Raw genomic sequence first — 15,215 nt, 5'->3', positions numbered from 1 at the left:
TTTAATGTCGCACATTTTTTTTAGCGATTTGTCAGAATCTATTTAAATAGCATAATTGATGTGTTTATTGTAAAAATGTGAACTTGATCGTCGAATTTTATTTTTTTCGGAGTATATTAAACAGTGGTTTTTTCAATTAAAGCAAAGATAGTAGTTATCTCTTGCAACATTTATTTACCTTTTATTAAAAGAGATTAGAGTTAATGAAATTTCAACTGGCGACTAAATCCTTGACGCAGTGCTGTGAATGGCTAGAAAATTTTACTAGTCAGTCAGTCAGTCAGTCAGTCAGTCAGTCAGTCAGTCAGTCAGTCAGTCAGTCAGTCAGTCAGTCAGTCAGTCAGTCAGTCAGTCAGTCAGTCAGTCAGTCAATTAACTAATTTCTCTTTCAAATTCTCTATCACCAATTTCGATTGGTTCATCTTATTTTTTTATTCAATTCGTTTTAACACTGCTTGTCGATACTTGTTATCGCTAAGTGGTGTTTTATTGCCATTCAAAAATAGCTATTTGCTCCATTCATTTTTAACACACCACTAAGGAAATTTTATGAAACGAGTTATACCAACTTTTAAATTATCCGTACTTGCTATATTACTTGGTAGTACATTAACGGCATATGCGCAAGATATGACGATTGATGCAACGATTATCAACGATCAAGATCACACTATTGAAAATACAGATGGAAGTATTGTTATCCATGTGCCTGACAACGATCCTGCAATCAAGATTGATAAGACAAAGCCAGGTACTAGCCTAGTATTTCACGCTAAGGAAGATATTGATATACAACAAGGATATGCCGGGATACATGCTTTAGATAAAGATACCACACCAAGAAGCATTAAACTGACCAGTGATGAAGGTTCGATCAAGGTTAATTTTAAGAGTAAAGCTGATAATAATAGCAATGATCAAGCGATAGTTTCAAAAGGTAATATAAATATCGGTTTTGAAGCTTTAAAAGGGGATAATATTTTCAATGGCACTGGTTCAGATTTTATTCGATTTATAGAATTGGCTGGTGAAACAAAAGTTAAGCTTGACGCGCAAAATAACCGTTTTATTGCAGAGCAAGCAACTTATCCTCTTATATCTGTTACTGAGAATGCAGAAGTAGAGATTAATGCTGTTAAGGGTAATAATATTTTTGATGTACATGTTAAGGATACTCCTCCACACAGTAGTGTTACTTTCACCGGTTTTGGGGCAGTTTCTAGTGATGGTATAACAATGAAAGCGACAGGTAAGAATATATTTACCGCAAAAACACAAGCAAATGTAATGTTGAAAAAGACTTTTAGTGGTGCTTTCGGATATTGGGTGCAGAACAGTCGGCTAATCGTTGAAGGACAGCAAAATGAATCGACGCTAGATATACACAATGCTTATCAACGAACTGCTGTGATTAACCATGGCAGTGATGAAGCTAAATTTATTGCAACGCAAGGGGATAATACTTTTTATATTGGTGCAGATGTTCGTTCTACTACTTTTGCAGCCACTCCAGGAGCTGATATTTCAGGTATTCTTAATTCAGGTTCCACTACATTAATGGCAAAGCGAGGAAAAAACCTATTACAAATTAAGGAATCACCGATTACGGAAAATCCGAAGTTGCAATTTGAGCAAGTTATGGGAATTTCACATACAGGTGTTTATTATTATGGCTTGATAAGTATCACAACTGAAGGATTTGGAAGCGATCAAAATACACTTAGCGGATCGACTTTATTAGAGGCACAAAACAATCAAATTGAAATAGATGTTTCCAATGTATTGAAGCGAAAAATACTGCTTAATAACACTACAGGCAGTATGACATTGAAAGCAACGCAAAATAATATATTGAGTATGGATAGCCGTCTCTCCGATGTTGCACAAAATGATAGAGAGCTTATTGGTGTTTATACAGGATATGCTTGGATATTGGATCCAAGGTCAGGTAATTTACTCCCTGATTTTGATAAGATGGGATTCTCAGGAGCATCGCGCACTACTTTAGAAGCCGGAGAGCTAAACCAAGTAGTTATTGGTGATGGCGAGCATGTAGCAGGTAAAATTGATAAAGTTGTCGGTTATGCGATTACAAAAGGCGAAACACAACAAGGTATTTTAGACGTCACTGGTGGACGCAATGAAACCATTATTAACGCTTCCAATGCATTCGCACGTTATGCGGTATTGAACGATCATCAAGCTAAATTCACTGCTACAACAGGAAATAACCTCTTCCAAGTCAGTGCAAAAAATACATTGGGTAACGATCAGACTGTCACCATAACAGGATTACGCAACACTGCGGACTTAACTGTAAAAGCTAATCAAGGTAGTAATGTGATTGTGATCACAGATCCTGTTGTAGGTAATGGCAGTGTTGCTGTACAGGCGCAAGGTGAAACAGCGCTAACGCGTCTTGAAGCAGCACAACAGAATCAACTTGTTGGTGCGGATACTGGGGTTGAAGCTAGCGATAAAGCCAAAGTGCAGTTAGTCACAACAGCAGGAAGTAATCTTATCAATGCTTCTCGTGTTGCTGCTCTTGCTAAGGAGCAAGGGGTAATTGAGGTACAAGGTCAATTAGATCTCCAAGCACCTATGGTAGCCAAAGCCATTAGTCAATCACGAATTCAATTAGACTATAAAGGCGATAGTCAAATTAAAGGACATTTCTTTGCCGATAACGCTGCCATTAATCTCCATTCCGCAGGCAGCACGATGAATATGACAGGTGATAGCATTGCTATCAATGGCGGGGAAATTGACTTAGAACTTACACCGGGAAGTGTTGGAGCAGGACGTATTGATAATTTTAGTGCTTTTGCGAATCCACAGCATAAAGCATTGTTTGGTACTATGTGGGCAGGAGAAGATTTGTCACAGGCAACATCTGCCGGTACGGTAAATATGAATCTTGCTGATAATGCTTCGTGGAAGATGACTGGACAAAGCTGGATCAATCGATTAAGCGGTAAAGGAACAGTAGATTTTAATAGTTCAGATGGCGGACGAGCTTTACACATTGATCAACTTGCAGGAGAAAATCGCTTTGTTATGCGGTTAAATAAAAATGGCGAACATAGTGATATGCTCTATATCAAGCAAGGTACTACTACTGCACAAAATGTTGTAATTGCTAATCAACAAGAAGTTATTGAAAGTATGCGTGATGGCGAAAGATTACGTTTTGCTACGGTACAACAGTCACAAAATGAATTTGTGAATGGCAAAGTCTATTCTGATAATGGTCGCTTAATGAAACAAGCAGTAAGAGTCGAATATGCTAAACAATCAGAAGATCCGGATAATACAGAGATTTATAACCAAGCGTTTAATGGACAAACGATGACCAAAGAAAAACCGGGCGATAGTTATGTTGATAGTACTTATAATGGTGATGATAGTTATAACGTCTATTTGGTACGTTATACGCCACAACAACCGGTAGATCCAAACACTGATCCTGATAACGGCAATAATAATAATCCAATTCCAACCCCAAACAGTAAAGATATGTTGAAGATGTTAGATGCGACCGCTCGTTATGGTTTCTATTTAGATACTTATACAAAACGTGAGGGAGAACGCGCTTATTCTTTAAATGGTATTAAAGAGGGAGCTTGGGTAAGAGCAACACATACTCGTTTACAACAATATGATGATTTCCGTTTGAACAGTAATGAGTATGAAGTCGGTTATGACAGATTTAGTCGTAATGATGCAAATCAGAAACACAAATGGGGAATCAGTTTTACCTATGGTCATGCTAAAAATGAAGTCGAAGATATCCTACAAAAAGGTGTGGTGAAAAAATACTTATTGAGCGTGTATAACACTAATCAACGTAATAATGAAGCAGGAGATAACAGCTATTACAATGATAACGTGTTAAGAGTAGGTGCATTACACAGTAGTTATCGTTCAGTGATGGATAATGGCGTGCTTTGGGGTAGTGGTTCTTATAAGAATTACCTATTTAGTGCAAGTACTGAACATGGCTATCGTCAAGTATTGGACGCAGCGAAACGATGGTATATCGTGCCACAAGCGCAATTACAATTTGCTTATTTGACAAGTGAAAATTACCGTACCAGTAATGGCATTGAGGTGAAATTGGGTGGTGCGAAGAGTTTAATTGGTCGTGTGGGTGCTGATGTAGTGAGATTGCTTGATGAAAACGGCGATAATCGACTTTACTTAAAAGGCAATATTATGCATGAGTTTTTGGGTAAACGAGATATTAGCGCTCGTGATTTCACTGGTGATTACCACAAAGATTGGAATACCAGAGGAACTTGGTATGCTGTCGGTGTAGGTTACAACACTCATATCAGTGAAAAAACTAATGTGTTTATTGATGCAGAAAAAGAGTTTGGTCAAGGTAGATCAGGTTCTTATAATCTGCGTTTAGCAGTTTCATGGCAGTTTAAATAAGCTGTTCATTACTGTTGATAATCGCCCCATAAAGGGGCGATTTTTTTAGCTAATGATTAACAATTGTCACTCAAAAAACCACCACTTTGGTGTTCCCATAATTTGGCATAAAGACCGTTTTGCGCTAACAATTCTGAGTGAGTGCCTTGCTCAACAATTCTTCCTTGATCCAGGACAATTAAGCGATCCATCGCAGCAATGGTAGATAAACGGTGTGCAATGGCAATAACCGTTTTATTTTCCATCATCTTATCTAAACTTTCCTGAATAGCTGCTTCTACTTCGGAGTCTAAGGCACTAGTTGCTTCATCTAGGAGCAGAATCGGCGCATCTTTCAACATCACACGCGCGATCGCAATACGTTGGCGCTGTCCACCAGAAAGTTTTACGCCTCGTTCGCCGACGTGAGCATCATAACCATGACGACCTTGTGCATCGCTAAGCGTTGGAATAAAACCTGCAGCCTCCGCTCGTTCGGCAGCTGAAAGCATTTCTGCTTCGGTAGCACTTGGACGTCCATAGATAATATTTTCACGCACTGAACGGTGTAGTAGTGAAGTATCTTGAGTCACTAGCCCAATTTGACTACGTAAACTTTCTTGGCGTACGTCGCAAATGTTTTGTCCGTCAATGGTAATGTTACCTTGGTTGGCTTCATAGAAGCGTAATAATAAATTCACGATGGTGGATTTACCTGCTCCAGAGCGTCCAATTAATCCTACTTTTTCACCTGGTTTAATGGTTAAGTTGAAATTAGATAGCAATGGTTTTTCTGCTTCATAAGCGAAATTTACATTTTCAAATTTAATCTCTCCGTTGGTGACAGTAAGATCAGTAGCATTGTTTTTATCAACAATGGTGTGTGGTTTAGATAGAGTATGCATACCATCATTGACAGTACCAATATTTTCAAACAAGCGCGCAGCTTCCCACATAATCCAACGTGAAAGATTATTTACGCGTAATGCCATTGCGATAGCGGTAGCAATAGCTCCAACGCCAGTTTTGCCGACGCTCCATAACCATAATCCTAAAATTGCCGTACTTAAGGTGAGCAAAATATTGGTGAAATAGGTTAAGGTTTCTAAGGAAGTCGCTAAGCGCATTTGTGCGTGTACGGTAACCATAAACTCTTGCATTGAATGTTTCGCATAACTAGCTTCACGTAAGCCATGAGAGAACAATTTGACCGTTGTAATATTGGCATAAGCATCAGTAATGCGACCAGTCATTAAAGAACGAGCATCAGCTTGGCGTTCTGCGGTATAAGCGAGCTTAGGAATAAATATTTTCAAAATAATGGCAAATACAATCAGCCAAATAATAAATGGTAGGACGAACCAACCATCTAGTGTCATGAGTACGGCACCAGATGTAATGAAATAAACGGTTACATAAGTCATCACATCGGCAATGGCTAATACAGTATCACGTACGGCAAGCGCCGTTTGCATCACTTTCGCTGATACTCGACCAGCAAATTCATCTTGATAAAAGCCTAAACTTTGTCCCAACATTAAACGGTGGAAATTCCAGCGTAAACGCATTGGAAAGACCCCTTGTAATGTTTGTAGATGTACATTAGCTGCAATAAATGACCAAAGAATACTAAATAGCAATAATCCTGCCATTGCGAGTAATTGGATATTCTTTTCTTGCCATAATTGTTGTGGCGAATATTGCGCTAACCAATCAACTAAAATGCCCATAAACTGGAATAGGACGGCTTCCATCACGCCGATACCAACAACTAAAATGGTAAGCAGTAAAATCCAGCCTTTCATACCGTCCATACAAGACCAAATAAATTTTATTAGTCCATTTCTTGGCACATCTGGCATCTCATCAGGGTAAGGGTTAAGACGATTTTCAAACCATGAATAAATACGATTAAACATAGTTAATTGTTATTCTCCTTGTTTTTCTTGTTGTTTAACCTGATCCCACAATAAATCCATTTCTGTGAGAGAAACCTCCTCTAAATCATGTCCAGAAAGCACAATAGATTGTTCCACTTGACGAAAACGACGTTCAAATTTGAGATTAGCTTTGCGTAAGGCTTCTTCTGGGTTGATATGTAGATGACGTGCAACATTTACCACAGCGAATAATAAATCTCCCATTTCTTCTTCAATGGCAGATTGATTTTGTGGTGATGTATTTAATTCATTACGTACTTCTTGCAACTCTTCTTCTACTTTTTGGATGGTAAGTTCAGTTTCAGACCAATCGAACCCAACTTTGGCACAACGTTTTTGTAATTTGGCTGCACGCAATAGTGATGGCAAGGCAGAAGGAACATTATCCAAAATAGAAAATTGTTGTTTGTTATGGCGTTCTTGCTGTTTAATGTTTTCCCAATTTTTTAACACTTCTTCACTATTATTTGCTTGTAATTCACCAAAAACGTGTGGATGGCGACGAATAATTTTTTCAGTAATTCCTTCAATCACATCATCTAAAGTAAATACCTTTTCTTCTTTGGCTAATTGGCTTAAGAACACCACTTGCATTAATAAATCACCAAGCTCTTCTTTCAGATCCTGACGATTGTCTTGATTAATTGCTTCGACAACTTCGTAAGCCTCTTCTAAGATATGTGGTGGCATAGTTTGATAGTTTTGTTCTAGATCCCAAGGACAACCTTTTTCAGGATCGCGTAGTTGAGCAATGACCTCAGCAAATTTTTCTAGTTTTGTTACCATTTTTTGCTCCATTTTAGAATTAATTTGGACTTGTTTGTAATAGCGTGATCGACCGCAAACTTTTTACTAGTTTTTAATGTTACTATAACAACAAGCTTATTCAATTAGCTGATTATAAATGGAGGAATCATTATGTATAAGCATGTTCTTGTAGCGGTAGATCTTTCAGAAGAAAGTAATGTCTTATTAGCAAAAGCGGTTCAAGTTGCTAAAAACAACAGCGCTAAACTTTCCATTATTCATGTCGATGTTAATTTTTCCGACCTCTATACTGGGTTAATCGATGTTAATATGTCTTCTATGCAAGATCGTATTTCCGATGAAACTCATGATGCACTTGTTGAATTAGCCAAACAAGCAGGTTATCCAGTAACCGAAACTCTTTGCGGTAATGGCGATCTTGGTACAGTATTAGCAGACGCCGTAGATAAATATGATGTCGATATTCTTGTTGTCGGCCATCACCAAGACTTCTGGAGTAAGTTGATGTCCTCAACTCGTCAAGTCATGAATAATATTGACGTTGATATGTTAGTTGTACCATTAAAAGACGAAGAATAGATTATAGCGTGAAAAAGCCTCTGCGTCAGCGGAGGCTTTTTGCTATCTGATGATTTAGTTTTATTAGTAATGTGGCGGCGGAGTTTCTTCCGCTTGTGTTGCAATATTAGAGGGTTGCATATCTTTTAATTTTTGTGCCAGATAACGTAATTGTAGCTGCATTTTTTCAAGAATAAATTGTTGATCAACTAACGCCTGATTCAGTTGTTCAATCGTGTTTTCTTGAAAGGCCACTTTCATTTCTAATTCATCTAAACGTTGTAATAGAGGGCTAAGCTCATTTTTCATTATTCGTCCTTATCAGATTTAAGGTGCTAAATTTTTTCTGTATGTTGAAAAATTAATAATTTCGTTTAAACCTTAAATAAATATTGTATATTTTAAAAAATCATTTTACCCTATTCGCTAAAATTAAAGCAGTGATAAATTTATTATTTTCTTATGGAGAACAAACAATTATGCGTTCCATGAATAAAATTGCCTTTCTTTCTGGATTAGTTTTCTTAGCTGTAAGTGGCCACAGTTTTGCTGAAGATTCTCAATTAAAAGACAAAAAATTTATTGAAGATTCTTCTTATGCAATTGGCGTATTTATGGGGAAAAACATCCAACAATCGCTAGATTCACAAAAATCTCTCATTAAATATGACAATAGTAAGATTTTAGAAGGCGTGAAAGATACGCTAACAGGAAAAACAACTTTATCTGATGAAGCGTTACAAAAGCAATTACAAGCCTTAGATGAACAACTCACAAAAGCAACACAAGTGCAATTAGAAAAAGTTGCTAAGGAAAATGAACAAAAAGGTAAAGAGTATCGCGATAAATATGCGAAGCAAGATGGCGTTAAAAAGACTGAATCTGGCATTCTTTATCGTATAGAAAAAGAGGGTGATGGTGTTAGACCAAATCCAGCAGATACGGTGAAAGTTAATTATCGCGGTACTTTAATTGATGGTACAGAGTTCGATAGTTCATATAAACGTAATCAACCAATTGAATTTCAACTCAATCAATTGATTCCAGGCTGGGTTGAAGGAATTAGCTTAATTAAGAAAGGCGGAAAAATTCAGTTAGTATTACCACCTAATCTTGCATATGGTGATCAACAAACAGGTCAAATTCCACCAAATTCAACCTTAATTTTTGATATCGAATTGTTAGATGTGAAATCAAATAATAAGTAATTATTATAAGAAAGAGAAAGAATGCGGGCAGAAATGTCCGTTATTCTTTTTTCATTTGGAGTGGTTATGAATTTAGATGATGAGATTTTTTTACAGGAAGAACAGCCATTTACGAAAGAGGATCATGATATTTTGCAATCTTATGTTCCTGTAGTAGAGGGAATTGCTGCATTAGTTGGTGGGCATTGTGAAATTGTGCTGCATTCTTTAGAGAATTTGAAGCACTCAGCTATTTGTATTGCTAATGGACATAATACAAATCGTAAAGTGGGCTCACCAATTACTGATCTGGCATTGCGTTCTTTACATCAGATGAAAACGGATAGTGTGTCACAACCTTATTTTACACGAGCAAAAAGTAATGAGTTGATGAAGTCTATTAGTATCGCAATTCGTAATTCACAACAACGCATTATTGGTTTACTTTGTATCAATATTAATTTGAATGTTCCAGTGGCTGAGTTTGTGCAAGGACTAGTGCCAACACACGAACAGGAGGAAAGTTCTTCAGAAGTGAATTTTGCTTCTTCAGTTGAAGAGCTAGTGGCGCAAACAGTAGAACAAACTATCGAAGATGTTACTAATGATCGTAATGTGTCGAATAATAATAAGAATAAACAGATTGTACTCTCGTTGTTTGAGAAAGGGATTTTTGATATTAAAGATGCGATTAACCAAGTAGCAGAACGTTTAGGCATTTCTCGTCATACTGTATATCTCTATATTCGTCAAATTAAGCAGGATGAACAAAAATAATGCGTTATGTGTTGTCTATCACACAACCAGTATATGGCTCCGAAGCGAGTTTCTTAGCTTATCAATTTGCGGAAGAATTGTTGCAGGCTGGTCATTCGATAGCGCAAGTGTTTTTCTCTCAGGCTGGCGTGAGTCATGGCAACGCTTTTGTCTATCCAGCTAATGATGAATTTAATTTAATTAAACATTGGCAGCAATTAGCGCAACAGTATCAATTCCCACTTTACCTTTGTATTGCTGCAGCACAACGACGTGGTGTGGTGAATGAAGAAACGGCTGCAATAGAGCAACAAAATAATCTTGCTGAAAAGTTTGTGTTAGCTGGGCTAGGAGAGTTTAGTCAAGCTGTCTTAACTGCAGATAGAGTCATTACTTTTTAGGGCGATGATATGAAAGTGGCTTTTGTTTTTACACAAGCGCCTTATGGCAGTAGTAGAGTAAGAGAAGGCATTGATGCTTTATTAGCAATGTCAGCTTATTGTGATGAAACGGATATCGGTGTATTTTTTTTGCACGATGGCGTGTTAAATCTGTTAGCAAGGCAACAAGCGGAATTACTGTTACAGAAAGAAACATCAGCAATGCTAAAATTGTTGGCATTATATGAAATTGAACAATGTTTTATCAGCCAAGAAGATGTTGCTCGTTATCAATTAACAGATCAGTCGTTATTATTACCAGTGAAAATACTAGAACAGTCAGCGTTGATTAACACATTGCGACAAGCGGAAAAAATCTTAACATTTTAGTGGACTGCGTATGCTCTATACCTTTTCAAAAAGCCAATATGATCAACAACAATTAGTCCAATTATTCTCTAATGTGACAGAGCAAGATGCCATTTTATTGTGGCAAGATGGTGTCCTTTTACCGATAAAATATCCAACGCTATTTCAACCAGAACAAAGCTATTTCTTATTAGAAAATGATATTACAGCCAGAGATTTGCATTATTTTTTTTCAGCAAATCGTGCATCTTTTTCTATCATCAGTTTACGTGATCTGGTTAAGTTAACAGAACAATATTCCCCGCAAGTGAGTCTTTAATAATCAGGGTCGGTAAAACCTTGACATGCAAATCGTTAAAGAATAGAATGCGTCGTCCATTCTTCTATGGAATGGGGTTAATTTAACATTCAATAGTGAATTATTTTTTATTTAAACTGGAGCTTTTTAATGGCAACTATCAACCAGCTAGTACGCAAACCGCGTGTGAAGAAGGTTGTAAAAAGCAACGTTCCTGCATTAGAGGCTTGCCCGCAGAAACGTGGCGTGTGTACTCGTGTGTACACTACTACACCTAAAAAACCGAATTCAGCATTACGTAAAGTATGTCGTATTCGTTTAACTAATGGTTATGAAGTAACCTCTTATATCGGTGGTGAAGGTCATAACTTACAAGAACACTCCGTTGTATTAATTCGTGGCGGTCGTGTTAAAGATTTACCAGGTGTGCGTTACCACACCGTACGTGGCGCATTAGACTGTGCAGGCGTAAAAGATCGTAAACAAGCCCGTTCTAAATACGGCGTGAAGCGCCCTAAAGCTTAATGGATCTCCGTTAAGTAAGGCCAAACGTTTAATTTAGAACATAGATAGCATACAAGACTCCAGAAATAGAGTTTTGGATAACCTGAAGATTTAATATACGGAGAATAAGCCATGCCACGTCGTCGTGTGATTGGTCAACGCAAGATCCTTCCAGATCCAAAGTTCGGATCAGAATTACTTGCAAAATTTATTAATGTTTTAATGGTAGATGGTAAAAAATCTATCGCTGAAAAAATTGTTTATACTGCTTTAGATACATTGGCACAAAGAACAGGTAAAGATCATTTGGGAGCCTTTGAAACAGCATTAGAAAATGTTCGTCCAACTGTAGAGGTTAAATCTCGTCGTGTTGGTGGTTCTACTTACCAAGTACCAGTAGAGGTTCGCCCTGTACGTCGTAACGCATTAGGTATGCGTTGGATTGTTGAAGCAGCTCGTAAACGTGGTGACAAATCAATGGCATTACGTCTTGCAAATGAGTTGTCTGATGCAGTAGAAAATAAAGGCGCTGCAGTTAAGAAACGTGAAGACGTTCATCGTATGGCAGAAGCTAACAAAGCATTTGCCCATTACCGTTGGTAATTTATTTTATTCAGTGAGTCTTGGTATCAAGACTTACTGGTTCATCTTTTTAAGCCTAGCGAGAGGAAATAATCGTGGCACGTACTACTCCAATTGAGCGCTATCGTAATATCGGGATCAGTGCTCACATCGACGCAGGTAAAACAACTACCACAGAACGTATTCTTTTCTATACCGGTGTAAGCCATAAAATCGGTGAGGTTCATGATGGCGCAGCTACTATGGACTGGATGGAACAAGAACAAGAACGTGGTATTACTATTACCTCTGCGGCAACAACTTGCTTCTGGCAAGGTATGTCAAAACAATTCCCACAACACCGTATTAACATTATCGATACTCCGGGACACGTAGATTTCACTATCGAAGTTGAGCGTTCAATGCGTGTACTTGATGGTGCGGTAATGGTTTACTGTGCGGTAGGTGGTGTTCAACCTCAATCTGAAACTGTATGGCGTCAAGCTAACAAATATGCTGTTCCACGTATTGCATTCGTGAACAAAATGGACCGTACAGGTGCAAACTTCTTACGTGTTGTTGAACAAATTAAAACCCGTTTAGGTGGAACTGCTGTACCAATTCAATTACCAATCGGTGCAGAAGATAATTTCGCAGGTGTTATCGATCTTCTTAAAATGAAAGCGATTAACTGGAATGAAGCAGATCAAGGTATGACATTTACCTATGAAGATATTCCAGCTAATTTGAAAGATTTAGCAGATGAATGGCATCAAAACTTAATCGAATCTGCTGCAGAAGCATCAGAAGAATTAATGGAAAAATACCTTGGCGGTGAAGAATTAACTGAAGAAGAAGTTAAAGCAGCATTACGTCAACGTGTATTGACAAACGAAATTATCCTTATCACTTGTGGTTCTGCATTTAAGAACAAAGGTGTTCAAGCAATGCTTGATGCGGTAGTTGATTACTTACCAGCACCAACAGACGTTCCTGCGATCAAAGGTATCAACCTTGACGAAACTGAAGGTGAACGTCATGCAAGTGATGATGAGCCATTCTCATCATTAGCGTTCAAGATTGCAACAGACCCATTTGTAGGTAACTTAACATTCTTCCGTGTTTACTCTGGTGTAGTAAATTCTGGTGATACTGTAATGAACTCAGTGAAGCAAAAACGTGAACGTTTTGGTCGTATCGTACAGATGCACGCTAACAAACGTGAAGAAATCAAAGAAGTTCGTGCAGGGGATATTGCAGCAGCGATTGGTTTGAAAGAAGTAACAACAGGGGATACATTATGTGATCCTGAAAACCCAATCATTCTTGAGCGTATGGAATTCCCAGAGCCAGTAATCTCTGTAGCAGTAGAGCCTAAAACTAAAGCTGACCAAGAAAAAATGGGGTTAGCATTAGGTCGTCTTGCACAAGAAGACCCTTCATTCCGTGTTCACACTGATGAAGAATCTGGTCAAACCATTATTTCTGGTATGGGTGAGTTACACTTAGATATCATCGTTGACCGTATGCGTCGTGAGTTTAAAGTGGAAGCAAATATTGGTAAACCACAAGTTGCTTACCGCGAAACTATTCGTACTCGTGTTAATGATGTTGAAGGTAAACATGCAAAACAATCTGGTGGTCGTGGTCAATACGGTCACGTTGTTATCGACCTATATCCATTGGATCCAGAAGGTCCAGGATACGAATTTGTCAACGAAATTAAAGGTGGTGTTATCCCTGGTGAATACATTCCTGCGGTTGATAAAGGTATCCAAGAACAGCTTAAAGCTGGTCCTTTAGCTGGTTACCCAGTAGTGGATATTGGTGTACGTTTACACTTCGGTTCTTACCATGATGTGGACTCATCAGAATTAGCGTTCAAATTAGCAGCGTCAATTGCGTTTAAAGCAGCGTTTGCTAAAGCAACCCCAGTATTACTTGAACCAATTATGAAGGTGGAAGTTGAGACTCCTGCTGATTATGTGGGTGATGTAATCGGCGATTTAAGCCGTCGTCGTGCACTTGTTAATGGTCAAGAAAGCAACGAATTTGTTACTAAGATCAACGCAGAAGTACCATTATCAGAAATGTTTGGTTATGCAACGGATCTTCGTTCACAAACTCAAGGTCGTGCTTCATACTCAATGGAACCATTGAAATATGCTGAAGCACCTGCTAGCGTAGCAACTGCAGTAATTGAAGCTCGCAAAGCAAAATAATTGTAATGACTGCAACGCATTTATGCGTTGCAGATTTTTAATTAAAAAAGGAAATTATCGTGTCTAAAGAAAAATTTGAACGTACAAAACCGCACGTTAACGTGGGTACAATCGGTCACGTTGACCATGGTAAAACAACATTAACAGCAGCGATCACCACAGTATTAGCGAAACACTTTGGTGGGGCGGCACGTGCATTTGACCAAATCGATAATGCACCAGAAGAAAAAGCACGTGGTATCACCATCAACACTTCACACGTTGAATATGATACAGCGACTCGTCACTATGCACACGTTGACTGTCCGGGACACGCCGACTACGTAAAAAATATGATTACTGGTGCGGCACAAATGGACGGCGCAATCTTAGTAGTAGCAGCGACAGATGGTCCAATGCCACAAACACGTGAACACATCTTATTAGGACGCCAAGTAGGTGTACCATACATCATCGTATTCTTAAACAAATGCGATATGGTAGATGATGAAGAATTATTAGAATTAGTAGAAATGGAAGTACGTGAACTTCTATCTCAATACGATTTCCCAGGTGACGATACACCAATCGTACGTGGTTCAGCATTAAAAGCATTAGAAGGCGAAGCTGAATGGGAAGAAAAAATTCTAGAATTAGCGAATTACTTAGATACTTACATTCCAGAACCACAACGTGCGATTGACCAACCGTTCTTATTACCAATTGAAGATGTATTCTCAATTTCAGGTCGTGGTACAGTAGTAACTGGACGTGTAGAACGCGGAATTATTAAGACAGGTGAAGAAGTTGAAATCGTGGGTATCAAAGATACAACGAAGACAACAGTAACTGGTGTAGAAATGTTCCGTAAATTATTAGACGAAGGACGTGCTGGGGAAAACATTGGTGCGTTATTACGTGGTACCAAACGTGAAGAAATCGAACGTGGCCAAGTATTAGCGAAACCAGGTTCAATCACACCACACACAGACTTTGAAGCAGAAGTGTACGTATTATCAAAAGAAGAAGGTGGTCGTCATACTCCATTCTTCAAAGGATATCGTCCACAATTCTATTTCCGTACAACTGACGTAACAGGAACAATCGAGTTACCAGAAGGTGTGGAAATGGTAATGCCAGGAGATAACATCAAGATGACAGTAAGCTTGATTCACCCAATTGCGATGGATCAAGGTTTACGTTTTGCGATTCGTGAAGGTGGCCGTACAGTAGGCGCAGGTGTTGTAGCAAACATCAAAAAATAATTGAATTGCGAA

General features: G+C 38.3%; 15 protein-coding genes. 12 read left to right on the top strand and 3 right to left on the bottom strand.

All coding sequences use genetic code 11. The annotated features are described in order from the left end of the window. Nucleotides 1-203 precede the first annotated feature (203 nt). Nucleotides 204-380, top strand: a complete 177-nt coding sequence (locus NYR30_RS10845; RefSeq protein ID WP_302501093.1) for a hypothetical protein — start codon at nucleotides 204-206, stop codon at nucleotides 378-380. Nucleotides 381-549: 169 nt separating this feature from the next. Further along, a complete protein-coding gene (locus tag NYR30_RS10840; protein WP_302501091.1) occupies nucleotides 550-4,437 on the top strand; it encodes an autotransporter outer membrane beta-barrel domain-containing protein in 3,888 nt (1,295 codons plus the stop codon). Between the two features lie 56 nt (nucleotides 4,438-4,493). On the opposite strand, the gene NYR30_RS10835 is transcribed toward NYR30_RS10840, so the two are convergent. Next, the gene (locus NYR30_RS10835; RefSeq protein WP_302501089.1) at nucleotides 4,494-6,335 is read right to left on the bottom strand and encodes an ABC transporter ATP-binding protein; all 1,842 of its coding nucleotides are present in this window, start codon (nucleotides 6,333-6,335) and stop codon (nucleotides 4,494-4,496) included. Between the two features lie 9 nt (nucleotides 6,336-6,344). Beyond that, nucleotides 6,345-7,142, bottom strand: coding sequence for a nucleoside triphosphate pyrophosphohydrolase (gene mazG, locus NYR30_RS10830; protein ID WP_302501087.1), 798 nt, complete (start codon nucleotides 7,140-7,142; stop codon nucleotides 6,345-6,347). Nucleotides 7,143-7,274: 132 nt separating this feature from the next. Here mazG and uspA point away from each other — a divergent pair, with 132 nt between their 5' ends. Beyond that, the gene (gene uspA, locus NYR30_RS10825; protein ID WP_065234209.1) at nucleotides 7,275-7,703 is read left to right on the top strand and encodes a universal stress protein UspA; all 429 of its coding nucleotides are present in this window, start codon (nucleotides 7,275-7,277) and stop codon (nucleotides 7,701-7,703) included. Between the two features lie 63 nt (nucleotides 7,704-7,766). On the opposite strand, the gene NYR30_RS10820 is transcribed toward uspA, so the two are convergent. Further along, a complete protein-coding gene (locus tag NYR30_RS10820) occupies nucleotides 7,767-7,991 on the bottom strand; it encodes a SlyX family protein (protein ID WP_066421583.1) in 225 nt (74 codons plus the stop codon). 170 nt (nucleotides 7,992-8,161) lie between these two features. Between NYR30_RS10820 and fkpA the strand changes: the two genes are divergently transcribed. The 9 genes from fkpA (at nucleotide 8,162) to tuf (ending at nucleotide 15,203) form a co-directional block, all read left to right on the top strand. Continuing rightward, on the top strand, nucleotides 8,162-8,890 hold the full coding sequence (gene fkpA, locus NYR30_RS10815) for an FKBP-type peptidyl-prolyl cis-trans isomerase (protein ID WP_066109470.1): 729 nt from the start codon (nucleotides 8,162-8,164) through the stop codon (nucleotides 8,888-8,890). A gap of 66 nt (nucleotides 8,891-8,956) precedes the next feature. Continuing rightward, a complete protein-coding gene (locus NYR30_RS10810; protein ID WP_066421573.1) occupies nucleotides 8,957-9,646 on the top strand; it encodes a helix-turn-helix transcriptional regulator in 690 nt (229 codons plus the stop codon). Then, nucleotides 9,646-10,026 (top strand): sulfurtransferase complex subunit TusD, encoded by a 381-nt coding sequence (gene tusD / locus NYR30_RS10805; protein ID WP_066111283.1) that lies wholly within the window; start codon nucleotides 9,646-9,648, stop codon nucleotides 10,024-10,026. Before NYR30_RS10810 ends, tusD begins: the two co-directional genes overlap by 1 nt. A 9-nt stretch (nucleotides 10,027-10,035) precedes the next feature. Further along, a complete protein-coding gene (tusC, locus tag NYR30_RS10800) occupies nucleotides 10,036-10,395 on the top strand; it encodes a sulfurtransferase complex subunit TusC (protein ID WP_066421565.1) in 360 nt (119 codons plus the stop codon). Nucleotides 10,396-10,405: 10 nt separating this feature from the next. Beyond that, complete coding sequence (locus NYR30_RS10795; protein WP_066421562.1) at nucleotides 10,406-10,693, top strand: DsrH/TusB family sulfur relay protein; 288 nt, start codon at nucleotides 10,406-10,408, stop codon at nucleotides 10,691-10,693. A 129-nt stretch (nucleotides 10,694-10,822) separates the two neighbouring features. Further along, the gene (gene rpsL, locus NYR30_RS10790; RefSeq protein WP_034616415.1) at nucleotides 10,823-11,197 is read left to right on the top strand and encodes a 30S ribosomal protein S12; all 375 of its coding nucleotides are present in this window, start codon (nucleotides 10,823-10,825) and stop codon (nucleotides 11,195-11,197) included. 111 nt (nucleotides 11,198-11,308) lie between these two features. Continuing rightward, the gene (gene rpsG, locus NYR30_RS10785) at nucleotides 11,309-11,779 is read left to right on the top strand and encodes a 30S ribosomal protein S7 (protein ID WP_066421559.1); all 471 of its coding nucleotides are present in this window, start codon (nucleotides 11,309-11,311) and stop codon (nucleotides 11,777-11,779) included. A 74-nt stretch (nucleotides 11,780-11,853) separates the two neighbouring features. After that, nucleotides 11,854-13,959 (top strand): elongation factor G, encoded by a 2,106-nt coding sequence (gene fusA, locus NYR30_RS10780; RefSeq protein WP_302501073.1) that lies wholly within the window; start codon nucleotides 11,854-11,856, stop codon nucleotides 13,957-13,959. A gap of 59 nt (nucleotides 13,960-14,018) precedes the next feature. Further along, nucleotides 14,019-15,203 carry an elongation factor Tu gene (gene tuf, locus NYR30_RS10775; protein WP_302501071.1) on the top strand — a complete coding sequence of 395 codons (1,185 nt, stop codon included), beginning with the start codon at nucleotides 14,019-14,021 and terminating at the stop codon, nucleotides 15,201-15,203. Nucleotides 15,204-15,215: the final 12 nt, after the last annotated feature.

Origin of the sequence: Gallibacterium salpingitidis (assembly GCF_030517105.1) — a bacterium.
GTDB lineage: Bacteria > Pseudomonadota > Gammaproteobacteria > Enterobacterales > Pasteurellaceae > Gallibacterium > Gallibacterium salpingitidis.
This window is presented reverse-complemented; position numbering and strand designations above follow the sequence as displayed.

Excerpts from the sequence above, each read along its gene's own strand:
- NYR30_RS10845 (WP_302501093.1), top strand. The coding sequence starts at position 204 with ATGAAATTTCAACTGGCGACTAAATCCTTGACGCAGTGCTGTGAATGG.
- NYR30_RS10840 (WP_302501091.1), top strand. The coding sequence starts at position 550 with ATGAAACGAGTTATACCAACTTTTAAATTATCCGTACTTGCTATATTA.
- NYR30_RS10835 (WP_302501089.1), bottom strand. The coding sequence starts at position 6,335 with ATGTTTAATCGTATTTATTCATGGTTTGAAAATCGTCTTAACCCTTAC.
- mazG (WP_302501087.1), bottom strand. The coding sequence starts at position 7,142 with ATGGTAACAAAACTAGAAAAATTTGCTGAGGTCATTGCTCAACTACGC.
- uspA (WP_065234209.1), top strand. The coding sequence starts at position 7,275 with ATGTATAAGCATGTTCTTGTAGCGGTAGATCTTTCAGAAGAAAGTAAT.
- NYR30_RS10820 (WP_066421583.1), bottom strand. The coding sequence starts at position 7,991 with ATGAAAAATGAGCTTAGCCCTCTATTACAACGTTTAGATGAATTAGAA.
- fkpA (WP_066109470.1), top strand. The coding sequence starts at position 8,162 with ATGCGTTCCATGAATAAAATTGCCTTTCTTTCTGGATTAGTTTTCTTA.
- NYR30_RS10810 (WP_066421573.1), top strand. The coding sequence starts at position 8,957 with ATGAATTTAGATGATGAGATTTTTTTACAGGAAGAACAGCCATTTACG.
- tusD (WP_066111283.1), top strand. The coding sequence starts at position 9,646 with ATGCGTTATGTGTTGTCTATCACACAACCAGTATATGGCTCCGAAGCG.
- tusC (WP_066421565.1), top strand. The coding sequence starts at position 10,036 with ATGAAAGTGGCTTTTGTTTTTACACAAGCGCCTTATGGCAGTAGTAGA.
- NYR30_RS10795 (WP_066421562.1), top strand. The coding sequence starts at position 10,406 with ATGCTCTATACCTTTTCAAAAAGCCAATATGATCAACAACAATTAGTC.
- rpsL (WP_034616415.1), top strand. The coding sequence starts at position 10,823 with ATGGCAACTATCAACCAGCTAGTACGCAAACCGCGTGTGAAGAAGGTT.
- rpsG (WP_066421559.1), top strand. The coding sequence starts at position 11,309 with ATGCCACGTCGTCGTGTGATTGGTCAACGCAAGATCCTTCCAGATCCA.